The organism is Streptomyces sp. NPDC107546, assembly GCF_055639175.1.
Genome location: NZ_JBVKBA010000010.1, coordinates 20,927 through 37,054, shown reverse-complemented (window position 1 = coordinate 37,054; position 16,128 = coordinate 20,927). Strand labels below are relative to the sequence as shown.

Here is a 16,128-nt window from a genome sequence, read left to right as displayed (position 1 = left end):
ATGCCCTGTCCCACGCCCACGCCCACGCCCACGCACATCGTCGCGAGCCCTCGGGGGGCTCCGGTGCGGCGCATGCGGTGCGTGCGGTGCAGGAGGGTGGCCAGGATGCGGGCGCCCGAGCAGCCGAGCGGGTGGCCGAGGGCGACGGCGCCGCCGGTCGGGTTGACCAGCTCCGGGTCGAGGCCGAGCCGGTCGCCGGACGATCGCCGGGAAGCTCACCGGTGGTGCAGGGGAAGGGGGCGCTCCTGCCGGGTTTCACCTGATCGGTCCTGGGGACCCGGGCGCGCATGGAGTGGTTGCGGCAAGCGGCGTGCGTGGGTGAGGACCCCGAGCTGTTCTTCCCCGTCGGGACGGCGGGGCCGGCCGTCGAGGAGACCGCCGCCGCCAAGCGCGTCTGCCGCCGCTGCCCCGTCCTGGGCGAGTGCCTGGACTGGGCGTTGGGCAGCGGGCAGACGGCGGGCGTGTGGGGCGGCACCGGCGAGCAGGAGCGTGCCGAACTGCTCCGTGCCGCAAAAGACCGACCGACAAGGAGAAGCGCGCGATGACCGTGGTGCACAGCACGCTGCCCGAGCCCGCACGCCGGGTCACCGGGGAGGCCCTGCAGGAGACCCTGGTGGATCTGCTCGGGCTGTCCCTGATCGGGAAGCAGGCCCACTGGAACATCGTCGGACCCAGGTTCCGTTCGATCCATCTCCAGCTCGACGAGGTGGTCGGCATGGCACGCTCGTACGCCGACACGGTGGCCGAACGTGCATCCGCGCTCGGCGTGCCGCCGGACGGCCGCCCCGAGACCATCGCGTCCGTCTACGGGCTGCCCGGCACGAAGGAGGGCTGGCTGCGGGACACCGAGGTCGTGGGTCTGATGGTGGAGTCGCTGGAAGCGGCGATCGGGCGGCTGCGCAAGCGGATCGACGCCACTGCGGAGGCGGATCCCGTGACCCAGGACCTGCTGATCGGGATCACCGCGGATCTGGAGAAGCAGCGCTGGATGTTCGAGGCCGAGAACTGGCCGCGCGAGGAGTGAGCCGGCGCGGGACCGAACCGTCGAGGGCCGAGAGGAGTACGCCATGACCGACGCCCTGGAGATGGACGCGCTGTGGGAGGACTTCCACCGGGTGGTGAACATGACCTCCCAGGAACTGGCGGCCTGGCTGCGGGTCCGGGACGCCGACGAGGAGAGCGAGCCACTGCCTCAGGCGGCGGGCACGCCCACCGGGCGGCACGTCCTGTCGATCCTGCAGAAGCGGCGCACCGATCTCACCGACGACGACGTGCGGGTGATGCGCAAGGTGGTGGACACGGTCACCTCCGAGGTGGACGTGGAGAACGAGCCGGAGGCCGGGGACGAGCACCGGCGCCACCGGCTCATGACGCTGGGGCACGACCCGCTCAAGGCGTCGCGGTGAGGCCGCCATGGGCCGCGACGACAGAGCCGCCGAGCTGATCGGGGAACTCGTCGGCGAACACGGGCGGACCTACGCCGAGGAGGCGGGGATCCGGCTCAAGGACGCCCCGCAGCCGCTGTACCGGCTGCTGCTGATGGCCCTGCTGCTCAGTGCCCGCATCCGCTCCTCGATCGCCCTCGCCACGGTGCGGGCGCTTGAGGAGGCGGGCCTGAAGGACCCGCGCCGCATGGCGCAGGCGGACTGGCAGGAGCGGGTCGACGCGCTGGGGCGGGGCGGCTACCGGCGCTACGACGAGCGGACGGCGACCCAACTGGGCGACGGCGCCCAGTTGCTGACGGAGCGTTGGGGCGGAGACCTGCGTCGGTTGCGGAAAGAGGCCGACGGGGACGTCTCCGCCCTGCGCCGGCTGTTGCAGGAGGTCCCGGGGATCGGCCCGGCCGGCGCGGACATCTTCCTGCGGGAGGTGCAGCGCGTGTGGCCCGAGGTGGCTCCCTACCTGGACGCGAAGGCACTTTCGGGTGCGGAGCGACTGGGGCTGCCGAAGGACCCGGAGAAGCTGCTGAAGCTGGCGAAGGACACCGAACCGGCGGTGCTGGCAGCGGCGTTGGTGCGCGCGGCACTCGACAAGAAGCTGGCGGAGGAGGTGCGGGAGCACGCGGCGTGAGAGCGGCAAAGGGATCTGTTGAGGACCAGTTGCGCAGGCAGCGCCCGCCCCGGGCCTTACCGTACCGGGCGCCGTGGACACCGCCCGCATCCCCGGCGTCGACGACTCCCCGGCGACCGCCGGGTGAAATCTTCACCCGGACCTCAGAAAGCGCGTTCCCCCACCCCTTCTTCGCCGCTAGTTTGACATGCGCGCAACACTCCCTTCGCCACCCCCCAGGAGCCGTTCCCCATGCGCAGACTCCTCGCCGCCCTCGCGGCGGCCGCCGCCGCGCTCGGTGGACTCACGGTCACCGCGCCCACCGCCGCGGCGGCCGACTCGGGCACGTTCAGCGTGCTCAGCTACAACGTCGCCGGTCTCCCCGAGGGCATCTCCAGCGCCCCGACACCGCGCCAGTCGAGCACCACGACGATCGGCTCACGCCTCGGCCCGTACGACATCGTCCAGGTCCAGGAGGACTTCAACTACCACGCGTACCTGTACGCCGCGGACTCTCACCCGTACCGCACGCCCACCAGCGGCGGCGCCGGCGTCGGGAGCGGACTCAACACGCTGTCCGGAATCCCGTACGACACCGACGACTTCGAGCGCGTGCACTGGAACTCCTGCCAGTACGACTCGGGCGACTGCCTGACCCCCAAGGGCTTCACGTTCATGCGGGAACGCCTGGCCGAGGGCGTCTACGTCGACTTCTACAACCTGCACACCAACGCCGGCACGAACGCCGGCGACCTCACCTCACGGGCGGACAACCTCAACCAGCTGACGGACTTCATCAGGACCCACTCCGCGGGCAACGCCGTCGTCGTCATGGGTGACACCAACACGCGCTACACGCGCTCCGGCGACACGATCGCCGAGTTCGCCGCCGCGAACGGCCTCACCGACGCCTGGGTCAAGCTGGTGCGCGGCGGCACCCCGCCCGCCAAGGGCAGCGACCCGCTGCTCTGCGACGAGAACGCGGTCACCAACAGCTGCGAGGTCGTCGACAAGATCCTCTACCGGGGCAGCAAACTGGTCTCGCTGGGCGCCACGGCGTACAACAACGAGCACGCCAAGTTCCTCACCGACGACGGCAGGATGCTCTCCGACCACGACCCGATCACCGCGACGTTCAGCTGGGCGCGCAACTCCGCCTTCCAGTTCAGCGACCAGTTCGGCGGGCCGCACGGCGACTACTACAACGACCTCGACAGCGTCCCGGCCGGCGCCCGGGCGACCGGCATCTCGCTGCGCAGCGGTTCCCGTGTCGACCAGGTCGGCATGACGCTGGCGGGCGGCACCACGCTCGCCCACGGCGGCACGGGCGGTACCGCGTCCTCCCTGACGCTGGGCGACGAGTACGTGACGAGCGCGCAGCTCTGCGAGGGCCAGTACGACGGCCACACCAGGATCTTCTCCGCGAAGTTCACGACCAACCTCGGCCGCAGCCTGGCGGGCGGCACCACGACGTCCGACTGCGTGACCCGTACGGCGCCCTCCGGCTGGCAGATCGCCGGGTTCCACGGGCGCTCCGGCGACGAGGTCGACAAGATCGGCTTCATCTACACCCGGCGCTGACGCGCCACGGCGACGCATCGAGGGCCGCTGCCCGACCTGGCAGCGGCCCTTGCGTATGGCTGGTTCCCGTCCTCGGGTTAGTCTTGCGGCCGTACCGGACACGGGGTGCCCCACCGCGGGCTGAGATCACACCCGTCGAACCTGAACCAGTTCGTACTGGCGGAGGGATGTCTTTCATGCCATCGGCGCATGTCTCGGGCGGACTGCCCACAGGCGGCCGGAGCACCGTCTTCGACGGGCGGATGCCCGCCGCTGCCGGCGACCTCAGGGTCGAGGGCCACGGCATCGAGCCGGTCCCCGAGACGAATCGATACGGCGGGGCGGGCCGGCTGTTCACCGTGTGGTTCGCCCCCAATCTGACCATGACCGGCGTGTTCACCGGGACCATCGGCATCGCGCTCGGCCTGGACTTCACCACCGCGCTCGCCGCCGTCGTCCTCGGCACGGTACTGGGCGCGGTGCCCACCGCCTATCTGAGCACCTGGGGCAGCCGTACCGGAGCCGGCCAGCTGCCGCTCGCCCGGCTGGCGTTCGGGCGCGCGGTGGTGCTGCCCGGGGTGCTGCAGTGGTTGTCCTCGATCGCCTGGGACGCGCTGATCGGGCTGTTCGGCGGCGATGCGCTGGCGCGGCTCGCCGGCTGGCCGTTCTGGCTGGGCGTCCTGGTGGTGATGCTCGCCCAAGGATCCCTCGGGGTCCTCGGCTACGAGGCGATCCACCGGCTGCAGCTCGTCATGACGTTCGTGCTGGCGGCCGCCTTCGCACTGATCGCCCTGCGCATGGCGGGCAGCGTGCACCCCGCCTGGACGGGCACCGCGCACGGCGCGGACCGGGCGGGCGCCTTCGTGCTGACCAGCACCATCGCGCTCAGCCTGTCGCTGTCCTGGGCGCCGTACGCCAGCGACTTCAGCCGCTATCTGCCGCGCCGCACCTCACGCGCCCGGATGTTCTGGTGCACGCTGCTCGGTCTCGTGGTGTCCTTCGTTGCGGTGCAGGTCCTCGGGCTGTGGGGCGCCTCGGTGCTGACCGACCAGACGGCCGCGGGCGTGGACCATGTGCTGGGCGGGGGCGCGGCCGGCGCCTTCGGGCTGCTGGCCGTCGCGCTCGCGGCGCTCGCCAGCAACGCGATGAACGACTACAGCGGCTCCCTGGCGCTGCAGACCGTCGGGGTGCGCCTGCCGCGTCCGGTGGCGGCCGCCCTCGCGGTGGTGCTGGGCTTCCCGCTGGTGCTGTGGATGCACGCGGCGAACACCACCGCCCGCTTCCAGAACGTGCTGCTGTTCGTGAGCTACTGGATCCCCGGGTTCGTGGCGATCGTGGTCGTCGACTGGCTCGCACGGCGCGGCAGCTCGGTCGACCTCGCCGCCGGGACCGCGCGGCCGCGCTCCGTGGGGCCGCCGCTGCTCGCGTTCGTCGGCGCCTTCGCCGCGGCGGTGCCGTTCATGGACACCGGTCTGTACGTGGGCCCGGCCGCCCACGCGCTGCACGGCGCCGACGTCTCGTACTACGTGGCGTTCCTGGTGGCCCTCGTGCTGTACGCCCCGCTGCGCGTCCGAGAGGAGAGTCGCGCGCGCGTCCGAGAGGAGGGCCGCGCATGACCGCGCCGCCCCGCGTCCTGACCATCGCCGGCTCCGACTCCGGCGGCGGCGCCGGGATCCAGGCCGACCTGAAGACCATGCTGGCGCTCGGTGCCCACGGGATGAGCGTGATCACCGCGGTCACGGCGCAGAACTCCGTGGGAGTGCAGGGGGCGTGGGAGCTGCCCGTGGAGGCGGTTCGCGCCCAGTACCGCAGCGTCGTCGACGACATCGGCGTACAGGCGGTCAAGACGGGCATGCTCGCCTCGCCCGCGCTGGTCACGGCGGTGGCCGACCTGCTCACGGACGTGCCGGCACCGGTCGTGGTGGACCCGGTGAGCGTCTCCAAGCACGGCGATCGGCTGCTCGCCGACGACGCCCTGGACGCGGTACGGACCAGGCTGCTGCCGCTGGCCACGGTGACCACGCCGAACCTGGACGAGGTCGCGGAGCTGACCGGCATCGCGGTGACCGACGAGGCGGGGATGCGCCGCGCGGCCGACCGCTTGCTGTCGTACGGGCCCCGGTGGGTGCTCGTGAAGGGCGGGCATCTGCCCGGCGAGGCCGCCGACCTGCTCACGGACGGCCGGCACGAGCACTGGCTGCGCGCTCCGCGCCACGACAACCGCCACACCCACGGCACGGGCTGCACCCTCGCCTCGGCCGTCGCGGTCGGTCTCGCGCGGGGCCTCACGGTGCCGGAGGCGGTGCGGCAGGCCAAGGAGTACGTCACGGGGGCGATCGCGGCGGGCTTCGGGCTCGGCGCCGGCATCGGGCCCGTGGACCACGGCTGGAGGCTGCGTGCGCACGCGTGACGGTGACCGGGACGGGCGCCCGCCCTCACTGGGGTGCCTCGGGTCCGGGCGTCACAGACGGATCTGATGTGATGGACGGGCACCGCCGATCCTTTCGCGGAAGGACCGAACCCTGAACACCCCGCTCGCCGAGGCTCTCTCCGTCGTCCTGCTCGTCGCCGTCCTGGCCGGCGCGGTGGTGCGTCCCTTCAAACTGCCGGAGGCCGTCTGGGCGGTTCCGGCCGCCGGGATCGCCATCCTGACCGGCGCCATCTCCCTGGACCACGCCCGGGCCGAGGCCGAGCGCCTGGGCCCGGTGGTCGGCTTCCTGGCGGCCGTGCTGGTGCTGGCCCACTTCTGTGACCTCGAGGGGCTGTTCCAGGCCTGCGGCGCGTGGATGGCACGCTGGGCGGCGGGCCGTCCCGGGCGGCTGCTGACCGCGGTGTTCGCGCTCGCCTCGGTGATCACCGCGGTGCTCAGCCTGGACGCCACCGTCGTGCTGCTCACACCCGTCGTGTTCGCCACGGCGGCCCGCATGGGCGCCCGCCCGAAGCCGCATCTGTACGCCTGCACCCATCTGTCGAACACCGCCTCGCTGCTGCTGCCGGTCTCCAATCTCACCAACCTGCTCGCGTTCGGAGCGGCCGGGCTGAGCTTCACCCGTTTCGCCGCGCTGATGGCTCTGCCGTGGCTGGTGGCGGTGGCCGCCGAGTACGTCGTCTTCCGGCGCTTCTTCCGCCACGACCTGGACGCGGGAGCCACCGACGAGGACCATGGCGAGCCGCCGAAGCTGCCGCTGTTCGCGCTGGTGACGGTCGCCTGCACACTGGCGGGTTTCGTGGTGGCCTCCGCGTTCGGCATCGACCCGGCGTGGTCGGCGGCGGCCGGGGCGCTGGTGCTGGCCGTGCGCGGAGTCCTCCGGCGCCGGGCCACCCCGCTGACAGTGGTGCGCGCGGCGGCGCCGTCCTTCCTGGCGTTCGTGCTGGCGCTGGGCGTCGTGGTGCGCGCGGTCGTCGACAACGGCCTCGCGACCGCTCTCGGCCAGGTGATCCCCGGTGGCACCGGCCTGCCCGCGCTGCTCGGGCTCGCGGCCCTGGCGGCCGTGCTGGCCAACCTGATCAACAACCTGCCGGCGGTCCTGGTGCTACTGCCGCTGGCCGCCCCGTCCGGCCCTGGAGCGGTGCTCGCCGTCCTGCTCGGCGTGAACATCGGCCCCAACCTCACCTACGCCGGTTCGCTGGCCACACTGCTGTGGCGTCGGATCGTCCACCAGCACGACCACGGCGTCGACCTCAAGGAGTTCACGCGCCTCGGCGCGATCGCCGTGCCGACCGCGCTGGCAGGCGCGGTGGTGGCGCTGTGGGCCTCCCTTCACGTCGTCGGGACCTGACCCGCTCCGGGTCCCGCACGCTTCGGCTCCCCGGCGGTGAGCAACTCCCGCCCCGCCGTCCGTAACTGATCGGTACAGCGGTACCAGCCGCACCGAGCCACATCCGTCACGCCCGTCCGACACGCGGGCGCCACGGATCCGGACCCAAGGAGCACACCATGCAGGCGACCGCGCAGATCGGCGTCACCGGGCTCGCGGTGATGGGCCGCAACCTGGCCCGGAACTTCGCGCGCAACGGTTACACCGTCGCCGTGCACAACCGCACGCCGGCCAGGACCAAGGCGTTGACCGAGGACTTCGGGCACGAGGGCACGTTCGTGGCCGCCGAGACGGCCGAGGAGTTCGTGGCGGCGCTGGAGCGACCCCGCCGCCTGATGATCATGGTGCAGGCGGGGGCGGCGACCGATGCCGTGATCGAGGAGTTCGCCCCGCTCCTGGAGCCCGGCGACATGATCATCGACGGTGGCAACGCGCACTTCGCCGACACCCGGCGCCGTGAGCGGGCGCTGCGCGAGCGTGGCATCCACTTCGTCGGCGTGGGCGTCTCCGGCGGCGAGGAGGGGGCGCTCAACGGGCCGAGCATCATGCCCGGCGGCTCACCGGAGTCGTACGCCGCGCTCGGCCCGATGTTCGAGAAGATCAGCGCCAAGGTGGACGGCGAACCGTGCGCGACCCACGTCGGCATCGACGGCGCCGGGCACTTCGTCAAGATGGTCCACAACGGCATCGAGTACGCCGACATGCAGCTGATCGGTGAGGCCTACGACCTGCTGCGCCAGGTGGCCGGCTTCTCCCCCGCCACGATCGCGGAGATCTTCCGCCAGTGGAACAAGGGGCGCCTGGACTCGTATCTGATCGAGATCACGGCGGAGGTGCTGTCCCATGTGGACTCGGCGACCGGCAGGCCGTTCGTGGACGTCGTCGCCGACGCGGCCGGGCAGAAGGGCACCGGGCGCTGGACGGTGCAGACCGCACTGGAACTGGGCTCCCCGGTGACCGCGATCGCCCAGGCCACCTTCGCCCGCGCCGCCTCCGGCCAGTCCGCGCTGCGCGCCGCCTACCGGGGGCTGCCCGGCGGCACGAACTGGGACCTGACCCCGTACGAGGCCGAGCGCTTCACCGCTCAGGTGGAGCAGGCCCTGTACGCCTCCAAGCTGATCGCCTACGACCAGGGCTGGAAGATGATCCTGGACGCGGCCAAGGAGTTCGGCTGGAAGATCGATCTGGGGGCCGTCGCGAAGATCTGGCGCGGCGGCTGCATCATCCGCGCCGCCTTCCTGGACCGCATACGGGCCGCCTACGCTGCCGATCCGCGCCTGGTCAGCCTGCTGTCGGACGCGGGATTCGCCACGGAGATCGGCGAGGCGCAGGTGCCGTGGCGCGAGGTGATCGCGACGGCGGCCCGCCGGGGTGTGCCGGTGCCCGCGTTCTCCGCCGCGCTGTCGTACTACGACTCCCTGCGCGCCGACCGCCTGCCGGCCGCGCTCACCCAGGGCCAGCGCGACTACTTCGGCGCCCACACCTACCGGCGCGTCGACCGCGAGGGCAGCTACCACACCCTCTGGGGCACGCCGGGCCGCACGGAGACGGAGGTCATCTGAGACCGGCGCACCACCGGGCTCCCCGAGCGGGAGCCCGCGCCGGACACCGACATGCCGAACCGGCGGGCCCGGCCCAGGCCGGGCGAAGCGGTTGCGATCAACGGGCGAAAACATGATTCGACGGTAAGGTCGATCCATGGACGCAGAGTTCGACGTCGTGGTCCTGGGGGCAGGCCCCGGCGGCTATGTGGCAGCCGTTCGCGCCGCCCAACTCGGCCTGAGGACCGCCGTCGTCGAAGGGCGGTTCTGGGGCGGCATCTGTCTGAACATCGGGTGCATCCCCGCGAAGGCGCTGTTGAGGAACGCGGAACTGGCTCACCTCGTCGTCCACGAAGCGGACACCTACGGCCTGAAGTTCGACGGGCAGGTCGGCCTCGACTACCGGGCGGCGTACCTCAGGAGCCGCAAGGTGGCCGACGGGCGGGCCAAAGGCGTCGGCTACCTCATGCGCAAGAACGGCATCGCGCAGTTCGAGGGCCAGGGGTCGTTCATCGATCCGCACACGATGAACGTCCGGATGTCCGGGGAAGAGGCCACCCTCACCTTCGCCCACTGCATCATCGCCACCGGCTCGACCGTGAAGCTGCTGCCGGGCACCCGTCTCAGTCAACGCGTCGTCACCTACGAGGAGCAGATCCTCTCCGACAGCCTTCCGGCCAGCATCGTCATCGCGGGCGCCGGTGCCATCGGGGTGGAGTTCGCCTACCTGCTGCGGGCCTACGGCGTCCAGGTCACGCTGGTCGAGTTCCTCGACCGGGTCGCTCCCCTGGAGGACGAGGAGGTCTCGGCGGAGCTCGCCCGGCAGTTCCGCCGGCAGGGAATCACGGTCATGACCTCCACCCGCGTGGAGTCCATGGAGGAGACCGCGGACGGCGTCCGCGTCGTCGTCTCGCAGGCCGGCCAGGAAAAGACACTAGAAGCGGAGAAGGTGCTCCAGGCCACGGGCTTTCAGCCCCGCACGGCCGGATACGGGCTGGCGAACGCGGGCGTCCGGCTCACGGATCGCGGCGCGATCGACGTCGACGGCCGGTGCCGCACCAGCCAGTCGCACATCTTCGCCATCGGGGATGTGACGGCGAAACTCATGCTCGCGCACACGGCGGAGGCCATGGGCGTCATCGCCGCCGAGACCATCGCGGGCGCCGAGACGATGGAACTCGACTACCGCATGATTCCCCGCGCCACCTTCTGCAGGCCCCAGATCGCGAGCTTCGGCTGGACCGAGGCGGAGGCCAGGAGGGAGGGATTCGACGTCCGCGTCGCGAAGTTCCCCTTCACCGCGAACGCCAAGGCGCACGGATTCGGGGAAACGGCCGGCTTCGTGAAGCTCATCAGCGATGCCCGCCACGGCGAACTGCTGGGGGGCCACCTGATCGGGCCGGACGTCACGGAACTGCTCCCGGAACTGACCCTCGCGCAGAAATGGGACCTGACGGTGACCGAGCTCGTGAGGAACGTGCACGCGCATCCCACCCTGAGCGAGGCCGTCCAGGACGCGTTGCACGGTCTGGCCGGGCACATGATCAACCTCTGAGGGGCCAGCCCGCACACGGCTCGCTGGGCCGACGTGGTCCTCTCCGTCCCGGCCAGGTGGTGGGCGGGGGTATTGCACGCCACCTCCACGCGGACGGTCAGGGCGGCAACCCCGTCGACGCCACCACCCGCACCACCGCATCCAGGCCGAACGCGTCGTACGGATCACCGCACCGGTCAAGGCCGCCCGACCAGGTGACCAAGCGCGACTGAGGGGACGGCAAAGTAGCCGACCGTTGCCACGATGCCCCGGAAATGAGTCGGAGGCCGTATCGGCATCCTCCGATACGGCCTCCGACCCGCTGTTCGCAAGTCGGGACGACAGGATTTGAACCTGCGACCCCTTGACCCCCAGTCAAGTGCGCTACCAAGCTGCGCCACGTCCCGTTGCCTGCCTGACCTGGGGTTTCCCCTGGCCCAACGTGCACAGAAACCATACCGCACTCGGGGCCGTGGTCGCGCATCCCTTTATCCGCCGTTCACTCGCTGCTCCCCTCCCCCGCCGGGAGGCCCAGGTCAGGATGGAGGTCGAGGAGGCGGGGCGGCGCCGCCTGGCGCCATGAGTCGGCGAGGATGTCGCGCAGCTCGCTCTCGCCCTCCAGGACGGCGAGGCGCACCCGGATCCAGGCGAACTGTGCCTCGTGATCGGCGACCCAGAACTTCCCGGGCTCCGCCAGGACCAGTTCGTCCCGCTCCTCCTTGGGGCACCGCACCGCCATGGACGACTCGTCCTCGGGCAGCGTGGCGAACATCTTCCCCGCGACCCGGAACGTGGGCATGCTCCATGCGATCTTCTCCGTGCTGTCCGGCAGGGAGAGGGCGATACGGCGTACGTCTTCGGCGTCCGGCATGTCTCGCACCGTAGCCAACACCACTGACAATCGGGCGGCAGGTCACCGAGAGAGCGGCGCCACCTGTCTGTAGAAGATCGTCGTGGGCTGCAGGACGCCCGCCGGGGTCGCCGCGAAGTCCGGTATCGAACCGACCCTGGTCCAGCCCGCGGAGCGGTACAGCGACTCGGCGGGGCTGCCGGTCTCCGTGTCCAGATGGAGCAGGGTGATCCCGGCCTCGGCGGCGGCCCGCTCCGCGGTGGCCAGCAACCGGCGTGCAAGGCCCTTGCCCCGGGCCTCGCGGTGCACCATGAGTTTGACCAGTTCGGCCCGGTGGCGACCGTTCGGCTTGTCGGGGAAGGCGAGGCTCACCGTGCCCGTCACCCGGTCCCCCGCCCGGGCCACCCACACCGCGAGGCCGCCCGCGTCGACCGCGTCCGCCCGTGCCTTCCACCAGGCCACGGCCTCCGCACGGTCCAGCGGTGCGAGGAAGCCGATGGACGCCCCGCCGTGCACGGTGTCGGTCAGCAGGTCGGCCAGCTCCTCGGAGCGTGCCCGCACCTCGTCCCCGCCGAGTCTGTCGATCGCGGTCACGGGAGCACCACCACCAGCGTGTATCGCACGTCCTCCGGCCCCGGGCAGCGGAACCGCGTCGGCCCCCAGACCCGCATGCGCAGGCAGTCGCCGGTACCGAGCCGGTGTTCGACATCCTGTGCGGTCACCTGCAGCGTTCCGTCGAGGACCCAGATGTGCTGTTCGAGCCCGGGCACGGGCGGCCGGTCGTAGGCGATGTCGGCTCCCGCCGAGAGCCGTCCCTCGACGAGTTCGCCGCGCAGTCCGGGGTGCGGAGGGGACACCGACCGTCGTACGAAGCCGGACGCCGCGTCCTGCCACACCGACTGGTCGGCGGCGCGCACGACCTGCGCGGGCTCCGCCTCCACTTCGCTGAGCAGCCGGGACATCGTACGGCCGTAGACGGCGCACAGCCGGTTCAGCAGCGCGGCGGTGGGGCTGATCTCGGCACGTTCGGCGCGCGACAGGGTCGAGCGGCTGACCCCGCTGCGCTCGGCCAGCTCCTCCAGCGACCAGCCGCGTTCGGCCCGTAGCTCGGCGAGACGGGCAGCCAGCCGGGCGTCGACGGAGTCGATGACATCATCTCTCACATTCGGGATCTTATCCCAAACATGAGAGGCGATGGGGACTGTCTCGTCTAGGGGATTTCCGGATCTCCGGAGGCGGCCCGCGCCCCGTCAGTCCCTTGTCGCCGCCTCGGTCAGCGCCTCCAGCACGGGACGGATCAGGGGATGCTCCTCCGCGCCCCGGCGCACGGCCGCGAAGACCCGGCGCGTGGGCGCGACACTGTCGACCGGACGGACCACCACGCCGGTGAGGTCCATGCCACGCAGGGCCGAGCGGGGCACCAGTGCCACCCCCGCGTCCGCCGAGGCGAGAGCGACGACCGCCCGGAAGTCGTCCGAGGAGTGCTCGAGGCGGGGCTGGAATCCGGCCTGCTCGCACGCCAGGACCACCACGTCATGGCAGGGGTTGCCGGGGTAGGGGCCGATCCACGGATCCTTGGCCAGCTCGGCGAGCGGGACCTCGGCGGCGTCGGCGAGGCGGTGGGTGACCGGTACGACGGCGTCGAAGGGCTCGGCGTACAGCGGGATGTGCGTGAGCCGGGGATCGTCGGCGTCCGGCGCGCCCCGGTACTCCACGGCGACCGCCACGTCGACCTGCCGGTCGAGGACCATCGGCAGGCTCTCGTCGCCCTCCGCGTCCTGGACGCGGACCCGGATGCCGGGCGCGCTGCGGGCGAGTCGGGCCAACGCGGGGGCGACGACCAGACCGATGCCGGTGGCGAAGGAAGCCAGCGTCACCGTGCCCGCCGAGCCCGCGCCGTAGGCCGCCAGCTCGGCCTCGGCGCGCTCCAGCTGGGCCAGGACGGCATGGGTGTGACTGAGCAGGATCTCGCCGGCCGGAGTGAGCCGTACCCCCTTGGCGCCACGCTCGACGAGCCGGTGGCCGGTCTCCTGTTCCAGCGCGGTGAGCTGCTGGGACACCGCGGAGGGAGTGAGGTAGAGCGCGGCGGCAGCGGCCGTCACCGTGCGGTGGTCGGCCACCGCACGGAGGATGTGCAGCCGCCGCGCTTCGATCATGCGAACGATTATCGCAAGAGGTCCGGGTCTCCTCAGACGTCCAGTTCCGCCCGCGCCGCCACGAAGGCGTCGACGGCGCGGTGGACGTCGTCCGTGGAGTGCGCCGCGGACAGCTGTACCCGGATCCGGGCCTGGCCCTGCGGGACCACCGGGTAGGAGAAGCCGATGACGTACACGCCCCGCTCCAGGAGCAGCTCGGCCATGCGTCCGGCCTTCGCGGCGTCACCGATCATGACCGGGGCGATCGGGTGGTCGCCCGGCAGGATGTCGAAGCCCTCCTCGGTCATCCGGCGGCGGAAGAGAGCGGTGTTCTCGTTCAGCTTCTCGCGCAGGTCGCCAGCCGACTCCAGCAGGTCGAGCACCTTGAGGGAGGCCGCGGCGATCACCGGGGCGAGGGTGTTGGAGAAGAGGTACGGCCGGGAGCGCTGGCGCAGCAGGGCGACGATCTCGGCGCGGGCGGCGACGTAACCGCCGGAGGCGCCGCCGAGCGCCTTGCCGAGGGTGCCCGTGACGATGTCGACGCGGTCCATGACGCCGTGCAACTCGGGGGTGCCCCGGCCGCCGGGGCCGACGAAGCCGACGGCGTGCGAGTCGTCGACCATGACCATGGCGTCGTAGCGGTCCGCGAGGTCGCAGATCTCGCGCAGCGGGGCCACGTAGCCGTCCATGGAGAACACGCCGTCCGTGACGATCAGCTTGCGGCGGGCGCCACCTTCCGTGGCCTCCTTCAACTGCCGTTCGAGATCAGCGAGATCGCGGTTGGCGTAGCGGAAGCGGCGGGCCTTGGACAGGCGGATGCCGTCGATGATCGAGGCGTGGTTGAGGGCGTCGGAGATGACGGCGTCCTGCTCGCCGAGAAGGGTTTCGAACACGCCACCATTGGCGTCGAAGCAGGAGGAGTACAGGATGGTGTCCTCCTGGCCGAGGAAGGCCGAAAGGCGCGCCTCGAGCTCCTTGTGCACCTCCTGAGTACCGCAGATGAATCGCACCGACGCCATGCCGTAGCCCCAGCGGTCGAGCGCCGCGTGGGCGGCGGTGATCACCTCGGGGTGGTCGGCGAGGCCGAGGTAGTTGTTGGCGCAGAAGTTGAGCACCTCGCCGGGGCGGCCGCCCGCGGTGACGTTGACGGTCGCGGACTGCGGGGTGCCGATCACGCGCTCGGGCTTGTGCAGCCCGGCGGCGCGGATCTCGTCGAGGGTGGCGCGCAGGTCGTCGCGCACAGAGGTGAACATGAAGCACTCCTTCAAGTGCAGAGGCGGGCGAGTGAGCCGAAGGGGCGCGCCGGAGGCGAACCGAGCCACAAATCAAGCAGCCCAGTCGAGGATGATCTTGCCGCCACGGCCGCTCGCCGCGTCGGCGAACGCGGCCTCGTGGTCGCGGTAGTCGTACCGGCCGGTGATCACGGGTGCCAGGTCGAGGCCGCCCTCCAGCAGGACGGACATCGCGTACCAGGTCTCGAACATCTCGCGGCCGTAGATGCCCTTGACGGTGATCATCGAGGTGACGATGCGCGCCCAGTCGACGGGGAACTCCTCGGACGGCAGGCCGAGCATCGCGATGCGGCCGCCGTGCGTCATGTTGGCGATCATGTCGCGCATCGCCTCGGGCCGTCCGGACATCTCCAGGCCGATGTCGAAGCCCTCACGCAGGCCGAGTTCGCGCTGGCCGTCGGCGATGCTCGCCTCGGAGACGTTCAGGGCGAGGCTCACGCCGATCTTGCGGGCGAGGTCCAGGCGCTCCTCGCTGACGTCGGTGATGACGACGTTGCGGGCGCCCGCATGCCGGGCCACGGCGGCGGCCATCAGCCCGATCGGGCCGGCACCGGTGATCAGGACGTCCTCGCCGACCAGCGGGAAGGACAGGGCGGTGTGCACGGCGTTGCCGAACGGGTCGAAGATCGCGGCGACATCGAGATCGACGGGGACGCGGTGCACCCACACGTTCGTGGCGGGCAGCACCACGTACTCGGCGAACGCGCCGTCCCGCCCGACTCCGAGCCCGACGGTCGCCCGGCACAGATGGCGGCGCCCGGCGAGGCAGTTGCGGCATTTCCCGCACACCAGGTGGCCCTCGCCGCTGACCCGGTCACCGATGCCCACGTCCGTGACGTCCCGTCCGGTGGCGACGACCTCGCCCACGAACTCGTGTCCGACGACCAGGGGCGTGCGGATCGCCTGCCGCGCCCAGCCGTCCCAGGCGCGGATGTGCAGGTCGGTTCCGCAGATCCCGGTCCGCAGCACCTTGATCAGTACGTCCCCGGGTCCGACGGCGGGCTCCGGAACGTCCGTGAGCCGGAGCCCTGGTTCCGCCTTGTCCTTGACCAGCGCCTTCAACGCTACGGCTCCTGGGAGTGAGGCCCGGCGCAGGGCATGCCGAAGGTGCCCTGCGCCGGGGGGAGGATGTGAAGTCGCTCAGAAATCTGCCGCATCGGGGATCGGCGGTCCATCGAGGATTTCTTAAGCGCGACCGCAGCTTTCCTTCACGCCTCGATGCCGACGCCTTCGTTCATCCCGCGCGCCGCCGACCGCTTTCCTTCACCCCTCCCGCTGCCGACCGCTCTCCTCCCCGCCCCGCGCTGCCGACCGCTCTCCTCCCCGCCCCGCGCTGCCGACCGCTCTCC

At 71.5% G+C, this 16,128-nt stretch carries 16 protein-coding genes, 1 tRNA gene, 1 pseudogene and 1 riboswitch; of the genes and pseudogenes, 10 read left to right on the top strand and 8 right to left on the bottom strand.

What is annotated here, in order from left to right:
• Positions 1 to 14: 14 nt before the first annotated feature.
• Positions 15 to 194, bottom strand: a pseudogene (locus ACZ7L1_RS16700) (3-oxoadipyl-CoA thiolase); the annotation flags it as partial.
• A gap of 93 nt (positions 195 to 287) precedes the next feature.
• Between ACZ7L1_RS16700 and ACZ7L1_RS16695 the strand changes: the two are divergent.
• The 10 genes from ACZ7L1_RS16695 (at position 288) to lpdA (ending at position 10,523) form a co-directional block, all read left to right on the top strand.
• Positions 288 to 545 carry a WhiB family transcriptional regulator gene (locus ACZ7L1_RS16695; protein ID WP_471437837.1) on the top strand — a complete coding sequence of 86 codons (258 nt, stop codon included), beginning with the start codon at positions 288 to 290 and terminating at the stop codon, positions 543 to 545.
• Complete coding sequence (locus tag ACZ7L1_RS16690) at positions 542 to 1,024, top strand: Dps family protein (RefSeq protein ID WP_471437835.1); 483 nt, start codon at positions 542 to 544, stop codon at positions 1,022 to 1,024. The genes ACZ7L1_RS16695 and ACZ7L1_RS16690 overlap by 4 nt, the downstream gene beginning before the upstream one ends.
• A 43-nt stretch (positions 1,025 to 1,067) precedes the next feature.
• Positions 1,068 to 1,406, top strand: a complete 339-nt coding sequence (locus ACZ7L1_RS16685; RefSeq protein WP_471437834.1) for a DUF3140 domain-containing protein — start codon at positions 1,068 to 1,070, stop codon at positions 1,404 to 1,406.
• 7 nt (positions 1,407 to 1,413) lie between these two features.
• Positions 1,414 to 2,070, top strand: coding sequence for an HhH-GDP family DNA glycosylase (locus ACZ7L1_RS16680; protein WP_471437833.1), 657 nt, complete (start codon positions 1,414 to 1,416; stop codon positions 2,068 to 2,070).
• A gap of 231 nt (positions 2,071 to 2,301) precedes the next feature.
• On the top strand, positions 2,302 to 3,630 hold the full coding sequence (locus ACZ7L1_RS16675) for a jacalin-like lectin (protein ID WP_471437832.1): 1,329 nt from the start codon (positions 2,302 to 2,304) through the stop codon (positions 3,628 to 3,630).
• A gap of 91 nt (positions 3,631 to 3,721) precedes the next feature.
• Positions 3,722 to 3,815, top strand: a riboswitch (TPP riboswitch).
• A complete protein-coding gene (locus ACZ7L1_RS16670) occupies positions 3,807 to 5,225 on the top strand; it encodes a purine-cytosine permease family protein (RefSeq protein WP_471437830.1) in 1,419 nt (472 codons plus the stop codon). Its footprint overlaps the riboswitch before it by 9 nt.
• Positions 5,222 to 6,019 carry a bifunctional hydroxymethylpyrimidine kinase/phosphomethylpyrimidine kinase gene (gene thiD / locus ACZ7L1_RS16665; RefSeq protein ID WP_471437829.1) on the top strand — a complete coding sequence of 266 codons (798 nt, stop codon included), beginning with the start codon at positions 5,222 to 5,224 and terminating at the stop codon, positions 6,017 to 6,019. The genes ACZ7L1_RS16670 and thiD overlap by 4 nt, the downstream gene beginning before the upstream one ends.
• A gap of 112 nt (positions 6,020 to 6,131) precedes the next feature.
• Entirely contained in the window at positions 6,132 to 7,388 is a 1,257-nt protein-coding gene (locus ACZ7L1_RS16660) for an arsenic transporter (RefSeq protein WP_471438177.1), read from the top strand.
• 158 nt (positions 7,389 to 7,546) lie between these two features.
• A complete protein-coding gene (gene gndA / locus ACZ7L1_RS16655; RefSeq protein ID WP_471437827.1) occupies positions 7,547 to 8,989 on the top strand; it encodes an NADP-dependent phosphogluconate dehydrogenase in 1,443 nt (480 codons plus the stop codon).
• Positions 8,990 to 9,125: 136 nt separating this feature from the next.
• The gene (lpdA, locus tag ACZ7L1_RS16650) at positions 9,126 to 10,523 is read left to right on the top strand and encodes a dihydrolipoyl dehydrogenase (protein ID WP_471437826.1); all 1,398 of its coding nucleotides are present in this window, start codon (positions 9,126 to 9,128) and stop codon (positions 10,521 to 10,523) included.
• A gap of 312 nt (positions 10,524 to 10,835) precedes the next feature.
• Here lpdA and ACZ7L1_RS16645 read toward each other — a convergent pair.
• The 7 genes from ACZ7L1_RS16645 to tdh all read right to left on the bottom strand — a co-directional run bounded on the left by ACZ7L1_RS16645 (position 10,836) and on the right by tdh (position 15,841).
• Positions 10,836 to 10,909 (bottom strand) — tRNA-Pro (locus ACZ7L1_RS16645).
• Between the two features lie 92 nt (positions 10,910 to 11,001).
• A complete protein-coding gene (locus tag ACZ7L1_RS16640; protein WP_471437825.1) occupies positions 11,002 to 11,373 on the bottom strand; it encodes an MmcQ/YjbR family DNA-binding protein in 372 nt (123 codons plus the stop codon).
• A gap of 42 nt (positions 11,374 to 11,415) precedes the next feature.
• Positions 11,416 to 11,946 carry a GNAT family N-acetyltransferase gene (locus ACZ7L1_RS16635; RefSeq protein WP_471437823.1) on the bottom strand — a complete coding sequence of 177 codons (531 nt, stop codon included), beginning with the start codon at positions 11,944 to 11,946 and terminating at the stop codon, positions 11,416 to 11,418.
• A complete protein-coding gene (locus ACZ7L1_RS16630; RefSeq protein ID WP_471437822.1) occupies positions 11,943 to 12,515 on the bottom strand; it encodes a helix-turn-helix domain-containing protein in 573 nt (190 codons plus the stop codon). Before ACZ7L1_RS16630 ends, ACZ7L1_RS16635 begins: the two co-directional genes overlap by 4 nt.
• A gap of 87 nt (positions 12,516 to 12,602) precedes the next feature.
• Positions 12,603 to 13,508: a LysR family transcriptional regulator gene (locus ACZ7L1_RS16625; protein WP_471437821.1), complete on the bottom strand. Its 906-nt coding sequence runs from the start codon at positions 13,506 to 13,508 to the stop codon at positions 12,603 to 12,605.
• Between the two features lie 32 nt (positions 13,509 to 13,540).
• Entirely contained in the window at positions 13,541 to 14,740 is a 1,200-nt protein-coding gene (locus ACZ7L1_RS16620) for a glycine C-acetyltransferase (RefSeq protein WP_471437820.1), read from the bottom strand.
• A 72-nt stretch (positions 14,741 to 14,812) separates the two neighbouring features.
• Complete coding sequence (gene tdh / locus ACZ7L1_RS16615) at positions 14,813 to 15,841, bottom strand: L-threonine 3-dehydrogenase (RefSeq protein ID WP_471437819.1); 1,029 nt, start codon at positions 15,839 to 15,841, stop codon at positions 14,813 to 14,815.
• Positions 15,842 to 16,128 lie beyond the last annotated feature (287 nt).